The following is a 12,769-nucleotide window of genomic DNA, read 5'->3' as shown; positions in this document are numbered from 1 at the left end:
CTAAATCAATACCCGCGTACTGGAAATGTTAAACAGTGGGGAAACTAGACCTTAGCTGAAAATTACTAGACAGAACCTTTGTCAATCAACAAACAGAATAAATATAAAATATTTTGAACAAACAGGAAAAAACTGTGCTAAAATTGAGTTGAAAGTAGGAATTTTTGCCTATGTTCAAGAGAGGAAGATCACCCATGCGACTGATAGTATTTATCATAAGTATTTTCATCGTTTCGCTGACTGTCGCAGTCTTTTATGGTGAAATTTTGGTAGATTCATCATTATTTTTTAAAGCAATCCTATTATACTGGCTTTTTTCCACCCTTTATTCGCACTTAACCATTGTTGTGAAAAAAGGAAAATTAAACATGGATTATGGAATATCTTATGGTCTTTCGTTTGGGTTGTTGGCTGGTCCCCTTGGCTTATTTATTTTTGAATTTGTTCAACGTTTTATTGTTTACTTTAATCGAAAATATTCCAACACAGCTGACCCAGACGAATTTCTACATACTTTTTATAATATCGGAGCCTTTACATTAAATAACTCTATCGCCTTCTTTTTATTTCAAATGTTATACCCTGGGTTTCAGAACCTACCTTTTGGCTTTTGGCTATTAATCATTATATTGGTTATCACTGTTTCACTACTTTCAGATCTCTATCTCATCACTATATTTACGATTAGCAAAGATATTATGTCTATAAAGGAAGCGATAGACTTCATCAAAAGCAGGAGTATCCTTGACATGGGAAAGACTGCATTCTCTAATGGTCTTCTGTTTCTTCTTCTTATGGAACAGCAATGGGAGATGGTTATTGCACTCTTCCTCCTAAATTATCTTGTAAGTCGTTCTTTCCTTTTTAAGTCACAGACAATTCAACACAAACTGGAGCGAGATAGATTCGAACAGATGGCTTATACAGATTTTTTAACAACAGTGTACAACAGAACCTACATGGATAAAATTATGCAGGAGCTTAATAATAGTGGAGAATGTATTGGGGTGATTGTTTCTGATATTGATACCTTTAAGCGGATTAATGATACGTATAATCACGCAGTCGGAGACTATGTAATTCAGCACTATGCTGCTACATTGCAGAACAACCTTCAGGAAAAAGACTGCTTAATCCGAAGTGGTGGCGAAGAATTCACCATATTTCTCAGACATCGATCATTTCAGCAATGTGTGGAGCTTTTGGAGAAAATAAGGGTGGAAGTTGAATGCAGTCCTGTCCCAACTGAATATAAATCTGATCATGTGGCCATCAACTATACCGCTTCATTTGGATTGTATTACTATAAAACGGGTGGAGAAACAGAGATTAAACGGGCATACGTTTACGCGGATGAGCTCCTTTTACAGGCGAAAGAATCAGGGAAGAATCGAGTCACGGCAAAGAACGGTACAATGAACCTTCCACTAACTTCACGATTTAAGTAAGAGCTAAGACTCATCCTCTCCTAGCGTATAAAAAAGAGCCTGAACGGGTGAAAACCCGCTCAGACTCTTTTGTTTTAATCAGTATTTAGCTCTAGTTAGTGTTCCCTAACCCGAAGGCTTTTCGCTGTTATTAGACTTTACTTGTTTTCTTGATTTGCTTGCTTCGTAACTGTCCGCATGCTGCATCAATATCTGCACCATTTTCCCAACGAACGCCACAGTTAATGCCTTTTGCTTTCAAGGTCTCAAAGAAAGCTTGAATAGAAGCAGATTCACTGCGCTGATACTGATTGTGCTCATCCACGGAATTATACGGAATTAAGTTCACATAAGCTAGATGGCGATGGTTATACAGTAATTTTGCTAACTGCTCTGCCTCTTCCTTATGGTCATTGACATCCCGTAACATAATATACTCGTAAGTTATACGACGATTCGTCTTTTCCAAGTAATAATCTACAGACTGCATCAGCTTTTCAATTGGGAATGCCTTGTTAATCTTCATAATTCTCGTTCTTAGCTCATTGTTTGGAGCGTGAATCGAGATAGCAAGGTTAACTTGAATTCCTGTGTCGGCAAATTCATATATTTTATGGGCAAGACCACTGGTGGATACAGTGATGTGACGTGCACCAATGTTAAGTCCTCTATCGTCGTTTACAACATATAGGAAATCCATTAAATTGGTGAAATTATCGAATGGCTCACCAATCCCCATTACCACGATATGGCTAACCCTTTCATCGTCACCACGTTCATCCAAGTGCTTTTGTACATTCATAATTTGCTCTACAATTTCCCCACTTGATAGGTCTCTGTTTTTCCTCAGCAATCCGCTTGCACAAAAGGTGCAACCGATATTACAGCCAACCTGTGTCGTAACACAAACAGACAAGCCATAATTGAACCGCATTAAAACAGTTTCGATTAAATTGCCGTCCGCAAGTTTAAATAGAAATTTAATTGTTCCATCCTGCGATTCTTGCTTAATTTCCTCATCCAAAGTGTGAAGCACAAAATTTTCTTCTAAAAGCTCAATCGTCTGTTTGTTGACGTTTTTCATTTCAGAAAACTGGCCAACACGTTTTTTATAAAGCCAGTTCCAAACCTGGTCAATTCGAAATCGTTGTTGTCCGCGTTCCATCAACCAATCAGATAATTGATCATATGTCAGTCCATAAATGGATTGTTTACTCATTTTTTTATTAACCCTCATTTCCAGTAAGTCCTTTTCCTAAGAAAGAATTCACTTAAAAAGCATTGCATATTTCCTACTATACTATATTACTTCATGTCACTATCTCTTGCAAACCCAATTGAAGGAATGTTACTCCTTATATTACAACTTGTCAAGTTAGAACTAAAAACCACAACCCTGTAAGGCTGTGGTTTTCTGTTCTTTTTATGGTAAAACGGTTTCTCCCATTAGGTAACGATCACATTCTCGAGCAACTTCTCTGCCTTCGTTGATCGCCCAAACAATTAGGCTTTGTCCACGGCGCATGTCACCTGCAGCAAAAACACCTTCTACGTTCGTAGTGTATTCCCCATACGTTGCTTTCACTGTAGATCTAGATGTTGTCTCAACTTCCATTTGACTAATAAGGTCTTGCTCTGGACCCTTAAAGCCAATGGCAATTAATACAAGGTCTGCTGGCCAAACTTTCTCTGTACCTGGGATTTCTTCTCGTACCTTATTGCCATTTTCGTCAAAACGAAGCTTAACATTGACTGTATGCACTTCTTTAACATGACCCGTTTCATCACCAACAAATTTCTTTGTCATAACAGCATAGGCACGAGGATCCTCCCCAAGAACACTTGAAGCCTCTTTATGGCCATATTCAACACGGTGGATCGTAGGGTACTGTGGCCATGGGTTTGTCTCTATATCTCTGACCAAACCTTTCTTATCATAAATATCAAATTGGGTAAGGCTTTTACAATTATGTCTAACAGAGGTTGCCAGGCAATCTGTTCCTGTGTCCCCGCCACCGATTACAATCACATTTTTATCTTCAGCTGAAATATAGTTTCCATCTTCCAAATTAGAGTCAAGGAGGCTTTTCGTATTAGCATGTAGGAAATCCATTGCTGGATGTACTCCCTTTAACGAACCTCCTTCTATCTGGATATCACGGTGCACAGTTGCTCCACCGCAAAGAATAGTGGAATCAAAAGATTCCTTGAGCTCTTCTACTGATATGTCTTTTCCTACCTCTGTATTGGTAATAAACGTAATCCCTTCTTCTTCTAGAATAGAGACACGGCGTTTCACTACATCATAGGAAAGCTTCATTTCCGGAATACCATAAGTCAATAATCCGCCGACACGATCATTTCTTTCAAATACGGTTACCGTGTGACCTGCCTTGTTAAGTTGCGCTGCAGCAGCCAGCCCGGCTGGACCTGAACCGATTACAGCCACCTTTTTTCCAGTACGCTTTTCAGGCGGAGTAGCTACAACCCATCCCTCTTCAAAGCCTTTTTCAATAATGGATCGTTCGATCGTCCTAATTGCAACTGGAGGTTCATTTATCCCTAGTACACAAGCTCCTTCACAAGGTGCTGGGCACGCCATTCCAGTAAACTCAGGGAAATTATTCATTTCATGCTCTCTTTCAAGTGCTTCCTTCCATTTCCCTTCATACACCAGGTTATTCCACTCAGGGATAAGGTGGTAAACTGGACATCCTGATGTGACCCCATTTAGCTCTAACCCCACATGGCAGGTAGGGACGCCACAATCCATGCAACGCGCCCCCTGTATTTGTACTTCTTTTTCTGTCATGGGTATCGTGTAATCGTTCCAATCTTTGATTCGGGTTCCAGGATCTCTTTCATCCCGGACCTTTCTTTCATATTCCATAAATGCGGTTTGTTTCCCCATCGGTAGGCCCTCCCTCTCTAATACTTGGAACATTTATGTTAACGTGCAACAAGTTTTATTGCAGAGCGACTGCTTCTGTTCTCTCTTTTTCTACTGGTTTTTTACTTTCCTCGAAAGCTGTCATTTCTGCTTCAAATTTAGTTAACCCGTTATCTAGTAACTCTTTTATACGATCCTGAACTTTTACATAAGCTTTTGGAATAACCCGAACAAATTGCGGTATATACTTTTCCCAATAAGTTAGGATACGTTCGGCGTGCGAACTGTTCGTGTAAAAAACATGCTGTTGAATATGCTGGTACAGTGCCTGCAGCTCTTCTGAATCTTTCACTGGCTCTACGTTAACAAGCTCTGCGTTCACTTTAGAATGGAAGGTATCATCTTCATCGAGAATATAGGCAACCCCGCCTGACATCCCAGCAGCAAAGTTCCTGCCTGTCGTACCTAGCACAACAACCTTTCCACCTGTCATATACTCACAACCATGATCGCCGACACCTTCTACAACGATATTTGCCCCACTATTTCTTACAGCAAATCGTTCCCCCGCAATACCACGGATGTACGCTTCACCGCGAGATGCACCGTAAAATGCTACATTTCCAATAATGGTATTTTTCTCTGGCGGGAATGTCACAATTGGATCTGGATGGACGATGATTTTTCCACCAGATAAGCCTTTTCCAACAAAATCATTGGCATCCCCAATTAATCTCAACGTCATTCCAGGCGGGATGAAAGCTCCAAAGCTTTGTCCGGCAGATCCATTAAAATTCAGCTTCACTGTATCTTCTGGTAATCCTTCTTCTCCGTATAGCTTGGTAATTTCACTACCAAGTAACGTACCGGTAACCCGGTTAATGTTTCTGATTGCGGTAGTAAACTCCACAGGGCTTTTTTCTTCTATCGCTTTTCTGCAATGAGGAAGCAACTCTTGATAGTCCAATGTTCTCTCTATTCCATGGTCTTGCTTTATAGTGGCATATCTACCTACTTTTGCTGGAAGATCTGGTTGATAGAGTAGTGGGCTAAGGTCGATTCCTTTCGCTTTCCAGTGATCAACTGCATCATTTACTTCAAGTACATCTGTACGGCCAATCATCTCATTTATTGTTCTGAAGCCGAGCTCTGCCATTAATTCACGAGCTTCCCTTGCAATAAACCGCATGAAATTAGCAACATGCTCTGGGTCCCCCATAAATTTCTTTCTAAGCTCAGGGTTTTGTGTCGCAATTCCAACTGGACATGTATCCATATGGCAAACACGCATCATGACACAACCTAACACCACAAGTGGAGCTGTAGAAAAACCATACTCTTCTGCTCCAAGCAAGGCGGCGAGGACAACATCGCGCCCTGTCATCATCTTCCCATCTGTCTCTACCACGATGCGATCACGTAAACCATTTAGCAACAAGGTTTGATGCGTTTCAGCAAGGCCAATCTCCCACGGAAGACCAGTATGCTTCAAACTCGTTCGTGGAGCTGCGCCTGTTCCACCATCATAACCACTAATTAAAACTAAATCTGCTCTTCCCTTTGCAACACCTGCAGCTATAGTACCTACACCGACAGCAGAAACAAGCTTCACACTTATCCTTGCGTTTGGATTCGTGTTTTTTAAGTTATGGATTAGCTCTGCTAGGTCTTCGATAGAATAAATATCGTGATGTGGTGGTGGAGAAATCAACTCAACTCCCGGTGTAGAACCGCGGACTTCAGCAACCCATGGATATACCTTTTTGCCAGGAAGGTGACCACCTTCACCTGGTTTTGCCCCTTGGGCTATTTTTATTTGAATCTCGTCAGCATTCACAAGATAATGACTATTTACGCCAAACCTGCCTGAAGCTACCTGTTTAATCGAACTTCTTCTGGAATCGCCATTTTCATCGGGTGTAAAACGGTCAGCAGACTCTCCGCCTTCCCCAGTATTACTTCGTCCGCCAATTCGATTCATTGCAATAGCCAATGCTTCATGTGCTTCCTGGCTTATGGAGCCATAAGACATGGCACCAGTTTTGAAACGTGCACAGATTTCTTCCACTGTTTCGACTTCTTCAATTGGTACAGGTGTGCGCTTTTTGAAAGCTAATAAACCACGTAATGATTGAAGATTGTTCGTTTCGTCTGTCAAAAGATTTGTATATTCCTTAAACACATCATAATTATTGGTACGACAAGCATGCTGAAGGGTATGAATGGTTTTAGGGTTGTATTGGTGATCTTCACCATTTCCTCTATATTGAAATTCATCTCCTGCTTCGAGCGCATAATTTGAACCACGTGCTTCCTGGAACGCTTTCTCGTGACGCATAACCGTTTCTTTTTCAATCATATCCATCCCGATGCCGCCTAAACGAGAAGCTGTACCGGTAAAATACTTATCAATTACATCTGTTTGGATGCCAACTGCTTCAAAAATCTGAGCACCACGGTAACTCTGAATGGTGGAAATTCCCATTTTAGATAGAATTTTAATTATGCCATCAGTCACTGAGTTCACATACTGATCTACCGCTTGATTTGGTGTAATTGCCTCTAATTCCTGGTTATCTACTAACTCATGAATGGTATCAAAGGCCAGATATGGATTAATTCCTTCCGCACCATAACCAATTAGCGTGGCAAAGTGGTGCACTTCTCTAGGTTCCCCAGATTCTACAAGCAGGCTAACTTTTGTACGAATCCCTCTTCGGATCAAATGGTGATGCAATCCAGATACAGCCAGCAATGCAGGGATGGCGACCTTTCCCTTACTTACTCCACGGTCTGATAGAACAATAAGGGTTGCGCCTTCTTCTATCGCCTTATCTGCCTTAATAAACAGCTTTTCCATTGCCTGCACAAGATTTCCTTCTGGTTTACTACGTTTAAATAAAGTGGAAATGGTTGCAGTCTGAAATCCTTCAATTTGACGTACACGTAGTTTCTCCAGCTGGTCATTGGTCATAATTGGCGTTTCAAGTCGGATATGCATACAACTATCCGCTTTGGGTGCCACAAGGTTTCCTTCAGCGCCAATTGTTGTCTCGACCATCGTAATAATCTGCTCACGAATAGCATCAATAGGTGGATTTGTCACCTGGGCAAACAATTGTTTGAAATAATTATATAGAAGCTGGGGCTTTTTCGATAGCACTGCCAGTGGTGAATCATATCCCATTGAACCTATTGGATCCTTCCCATCTTCTACGAGTGGCTTAATTATTTTGTTCAATTCTTCTCTTGTATAGCCAAAAGCGAATTGCTGTTCAAGTAATTCCTTGCCCCTATAGGATGGCTGGTCATTCCTAACATCAGGAATATCATTAAGGTCAATCTTATTTTTGAGCCATTCTTTATAAGGTTGCTCTGAAGCAACCTGCATCTTAATATCCTCATCCGGAACGATAATGCCCTTTTCCAAATCTACAAGGAGCATCTTCCCAGGTTGAAGTCTGTCCTTATACAGGATGTCATCAGCAAAGATATCAAGTGCTCCAACTTCTGAACCTAGCACGATCATTCCACTCTTTGTGACGTAATAGCGAGCTGGACGTAAACCATTACGGTCAAGGCAAGCACCTATCTGGTTCCCATCTGTAAACACTAGTGCTGCCGGGCCATCCCATGGTTCCATTAATGTACTATGATATTCGTAGAAATCGCGTTTTTCTTCCTTGATGGACGCATCGTTCGCCCATGGTTCAGGCACCATCATCATAGCAGTATGTGCTAGTGATCGCCCCGATAAGTGAAGAAATTCAAATGTATTGTCAAAAATGGAAGAGTCACTGCCGTCCGCGTCAATTACAGGAAGAATTTTTTCCATATCTTCTTCAGAAAAATGCTCTGAAGCGCAAAGTTGTTCACGGGCGCGCATCCAGTTCACATTTCCTCTTAATGTATTAAACTCCCCATTATGAATGGTGAATCTGTTTGGATGAGATCTTTTCCAGCTTGGAAATGTATTCGTACTAAAGCGAGAGTGGACAAGAGCCAATGCAGATTTAAAATCAGGGTGATTCAAATCAATATAAAATGCATCTAACTGTTCAGGAATTAGCATTCCTTTATAAACAATCGTACTGGAAGACAGACTGCTAATATATACATCTTCATACTCCGGAACTTTTGCCATTTCTTGTTCTATGCGCTTCCGAATCACATACATCTTTCTTTCAAACGCTATTTGATCTTTTATATCTTCAGACTTCTTAATAAAAATTTGTCTAATTGTAGGTTTACTTTTAGAAGCCACCTTGCCAATAAACGATTCATTCGTTGGTACAGGCCTCCAGCCAAGGAACGTTTGCCCCTCTTGTTCTATGATTTCTTCAAACACTTCTTTGCTGCGCATTCTTACCTCATGATCACGTGGAAGAAACACCATACCAACGCCATACTCCCCCTGTTTAGGTAAAGTGATGTTCTCCTTGGCACATTGCTTTTGAAAGAAGCGATCTGGAATCTGAGTTAGAATTCCTGCTCCATCACCTGTGCTTGTATCGGCAGATTGTCCTCCCCGATGTTCCAAATTACATAAAATATTAACTGCATTCTGAACAATATTATGTGTTGGTTTTCCATTTATATTTGCAATCATTCCAATTCCACATGCTTCGTGTTCAAAATCTGGATGATAGAGTCCCTGCCTTTGCGGGAAGCCATTTCTCGTCATCATTACATCTCCCTTCTATCATTAAACATTCTTGGTATCTCCTACCTTAAAACGAATTGGAGATCAAACCAGAACAGTTTAGGAAATCTACGTCCGCTCATCTTTTAGCGAATCTAGAACATTTAAGATTTAGCAATAAGAAATGTTCCACAAAACTAAAAATATACACTTTTCTAAATATAAAAAAGGATAGTAGAAATATCATATCATAAATCACTTTTTAACTCAAAATTCAGATAAGTCATGTTCATGCATTTTTATAAAAATCCAGTAAATGAAAACGCTACCAAATATGCGTTCTTTATTTTTTGTATGCGTTTTTATTGCATAAAAGACAAGGTTTATAGGGTTGTTTAATTTAAATCCAAAAGAAACGATAATTTTACGACATTTTTTTCTTTTTTGAAAAATACATTAACCATGTTTTTCCTTCTATCCCAGTTAAAGGCCAGATTCCAATGCAGCGTTTTACCATATAATTGGTAAGCTAATTAGTGGACGTTTGGACTGTTTAGACGTAATATTTCTTAGTAAGCAAATCGTGAGGAGTGAATACGATGACAATGAATACAAAAACATTTAAACATATACCATTATCTGTTCTTGACCTAGCAGCAGTGAAGGAAGGCAGTACTCCCAGAGAGTCATTTCAAAACAGTGTACAGTTAGCACAACATGTGGAAAAGCTTGGTTTTAATCGCTATTGGCTTGCGGAGCATCATAATATGCCTGGTATTGCCAGTTCTGCAACCTCAGTCATTATGGGGCATATTGCTGAGAAGACAGAACGTATTCGTGTTGGCGCAGGCGGAATCATGCTGCCTAATCATGCAACTATTGTAATTGCCGAACAATTTGGCACATTGGAATCCCTCTTCCCTGGTCGGATCGATTTAGGATTGGGACGTGCGCCTGGTAGTGACCAAGCCACAGCCTATGCGCTTAGAAGAACACTTGGAATGAGTGTAGAGGATTTCCCTATGCAAGTAAATGAATTGCAGGACTACTTCTCAGAGGAGCCTGTTTCACGCGTAAAAGCTGTCCCAGGCCAAGGGCTTGACATTCCAATCTGGCTACTTGGATCAAGTGACTTTAGTGCACGCCTTGCAGCAGAAAAAGGACTCGCGTTCTCATTCGCAAGCCATTTTGCACCTGCATACACAATACCAGCATTACGACTTTACCGGGAGAATTTCCAGCCAACGGAGAAGATGGAAAAGCCGTACGCAATGGTAGGAGTAAATGTAATTGCAGCTGATACAGATGAAAAGGCTCAGTATATTGCCACTTCACAGCAACAGCAATTTCTAAGTATCCGTAAAGGGAAACCGACAAAACTTCAGCCACCAGTAGAAAATATGGATGACATTTGGACGCCAATGGAGCGAGCAGCTGTGGAGCAATCGCTTGACCCTCGTACGACAATTATCGGTAGCAAAGAGACTGTCAAAAAAGGCATCGAAGCATTCCTTGAAGAAACACAGGCAGATGAAATGATTATTAGCGGGCAAATTTACCATATGGAAGACCGCCTTCGCTCTTATGAGATCGTCGCAGAGCTTATGGATGAAGCATAATTACGTTTAAGCAAATAAAAAAGCCGGACAAGCATGCGCAAAAATGTGCGAAGCTTCCCGGCTTTTTATTTTTTATATCCTTACTTGAGATTAGTACGTTATCAGCTGCTCCTTTTTCAATAGTGACTTAATCTCGGCCAATTCCTTTTGTACCTCTGCAAGCTTAATGTCTGTTGGGGATGGCGTCTCTTCCCTGTGTGCCTCCTCGACGTTATTCACGATAACACCAACGAAAAGATTCACAATAACAAATGCTCCAATTAGAATGAACGTGACAAAATACCACCATGAAGATGGATCTTCTGCCAATATTGGCCGCATTACACCACTCGCCCATGACTCAAGCGTAATCACCTGGAACAAAGTTAATAATGAATCATGCAATGTTCCAAAGTATTCTGGCGCAATTGAATGGAAAAGCGTTGTACCAATTACCCCATATACATAGAAAAACATACCAAGTAATAACATAATGGTTCCCATGGAAGGGATCGTAAGTAGCAACGCATTTACTATCTTTCGTAAGGAGGGAATAATAGATATAGCTCTCAGAACCCGTAAGACCCGTACAATTCGTAGGACCGTTATATAATGTGAGCCTACCAGCACGACACTAAGCAAAACAATGATAAAATCAAATACATTCCAGAAGTCTTTAAAGAAGGCCCCAAAGGACTTTGCCCCAAGTATTCGAATTATAATTTCGACTGTAAAAGTAAAAATCAATATCATATCTACTATGTATATCCACTCTTCATCAGCAAAGAAGCTATATGTCGCTAATCCAGCAAGCATAGCGTTAAAAACAATTAATGTAATAATCACTCTTGAAAACAAAGGGTGAGCCGCAATACGAGCACAGGTTTGTTTTATTTTCTTCATTTATGGTATTCCTCCTCTTAATCCTATTTTACTTAGCCAGGCTTTATTTGTCACTTCTAGTTTTAAATATGTATAAACGGGAATTGAAAAGGAAAATCGATGGAAAGGAAAGATGAAAGTGGGATCTTATTTTCAAAAAGACTATGAAACTTCCAGAGCCGTTTTCCGAAATCACTTAGACAAAGTCAAATCAATCTGGCCTAACGCTTCACTTGAAACAGTACACATCGGAAAGGAAGAGAATGATAATACAATTGATATCATTCGTGCGGACGCTACAAGTGAAAAAGACAAGGTTGCACTACTTTCATCAGGAGAGCATGGGATAGAGGGCTATGCCGGGGCAGCGTGTATTCACCTATTTGTCGAAGAATATATACAGCAGTTACAACCTGAAACGACTGGTATTTGCCTTGTACATGCCATCAATCCATGGGGGATGAGAAACTTCCGTCGAGTTACGGAAAACAACATTGACCTTAATCGAAATTATATTGAAGAAGAAGGACCTTTACCTATAGATGTAAATAAAAAGTACGAAAAAGAAAAAGAACTTTTCCTTCCAAACGGGAAGATTAAAGATATAACCAGTGAGCAGAGCAGATTATTTAAAACTTTAACAAAGGCATTGGCTAAAGAAGGCTATGCTAACATGAAACACGCTAAAAGCATGGGTCAATATGAATTTGAACGCGGCGTATATTATGGTGGAAAAGCATTAGAGGAAAATGCACAATACGTAAGATCATTACAAAAAGACCTGCTTGAACAATATAATCAAATCGTCCACATGGACTGGCATACTGCTTTAGGACCCAGTAACGAATTGACGATGGTTGTCCCACCATATGAAGAACAGAGCGAGGATGAATTAAAGTCACGTTATCCACTGAAAAATATCATGAAGTTTTCAGATAAGAAAGTTGTGGGGGATTCCAATCAACATTTCTACCAAATACAAGAGAAGCATTATCCGGATAAAAAGCTTTTCTCTGCTTTATTTGAATTTGGAACCTTTGGTGATGATAAAAAAGCAGAATTAAGAGAACTTATGACCATCGTGCTAGAAAACCAACTTTACTGGGAAGGCGCTGAAAAGAATTCTAATAGGAACTTTATTTTAAATGAATTTCGAGAAATGTTTTACCCAAATGACGAGGTATGGCAATCAGATGTCATGAAGGAAGCAAGAAAGGCAATGAGGGTGGTTCTCGGAGCAGAAAAAGTACTTCCTTCTTCTGTGGTATAACTGCTTTACAACTGTTAATAGATGATGCTGCCTTACGACAGCATCATCTATTTTGTTTTA

At 40.2% G+C, this 12,769-nt stretch carries 7 protein-coding genes; 3 read left to right on the top strand and 4 right to left on the bottom strand.

Annotation, left to right across the window (positions count from 1 at the left end):
- Positions 1-194: 194 nt before the first annotated feature.
- Entirely contained in the window at positions 195-1,448 is a 1,254-nt protein-coding gene (locus BN985_RS03975) for a GGDEF domain-containing protein (RefSeq protein ID WP_042221238.1), read from the top strand.
- Between the two features lie 130 nt (positions 1,449-1,578).
- Here the strand turns inward: BN985_RS03975 and rlmN are convergent, their stop codons facing one another.
- The 3 genes from rlmN to gltB form a co-directional block, all read right to left on the bottom strand.
- The gene (rlmN, locus tag BN985_RS03970; protein ID WP_042221236.1) at positions 1,579-2,646 is read right to left on the bottom strand and encodes a 23S rRNA (adenine(2503)-C(2))-methyltransferase RlmN; all 1,068 of its coding nucleotides are present in this window, start codon (positions 2,644-2,646) and stop codon (positions 1,579-1,581) included.
- A 204-nt stretch (positions 2,647-2,850) separates the two neighbouring features.
- Positions 2,851-4,338, bottom strand: a complete 1,488-nt coding sequence (locus BN985_RS03965; protein ID WP_042221235.1) for a glutamate synthase subunit beta — start codon at positions 4,336-4,338, stop codon at positions 2,851-2,853.
- 55 nt (positions 4,339-4,393) lie between these two features.
- Positions 4,394-9,001 carry a glutamate synthase large subunit gene (gene gltB, locus BN985_RS03960; protein ID WP_042221234.1) on the bottom strand — a complete coding sequence of 1,536 codons (4,608 nt, stop codon included), beginning with the start codon at positions 8,999-9,001 and terminating at the stop codon, positions 4,394-4,396.
- A 563-nt stretch (positions 9,002-9,564) separates the two neighbouring features.
- Between gltB and BN985_RS03955 the strand changes: the two genes are divergently transcribed.
- Entirely contained in the window at positions 9,565-10,578 is a 1,014-nt protein-coding gene (locus BN985_RS03955) for an LLM class flavin-dependent oxidoreductase (RefSeq protein ID WP_156960111.1), read from the top strand.
- Positions 10,579-10,668: 90 nt separating this feature from the next.
- On the opposite strand, the gene BN985_RS03950 is transcribed toward BN985_RS03955, so the two are convergent.
- Entirely contained in the window at positions 10,669-11,460 is a 792-nt protein-coding gene (locus BN985_RS03950; RefSeq protein ID WP_042221232.1) for an ion transporter, read from the bottom strand.
- Positions 11,461-11,578: 118 nt separating this feature from the next.
- Here BN985_RS03950 and BN985_RS03945 point away from each other — a divergent pair, with 118 nt between their 5' ends.
- Complete coding sequence (locus BN985_RS03945; RefSeq protein WP_232225529.1) at positions 11,579-12,709, top strand: M14 family metallopeptidase; 1,131 nt, start codon at positions 11,579-11,581, stop codon at positions 12,707-12,709.
- The last annotated feature ends 60 nt before the right edge of the window (positions 12,710-12,769 follow it).

The organism is Oceanobacillus manasiensis (assembly GCF_000724085.1).
In the GTDB taxonomy this organism is placed as follows: domain Bacteria; phylum Bacillota; class Bacilli; order Bacillales; family Amphibacillaceae; genus Oceanobacillus_B; species Oceanobacillus_B manasiensis.
Note: the sequence above shows the minus strand (reverse complement) of the source record. Positions and strands in the feature narration are given on the sequence as shown.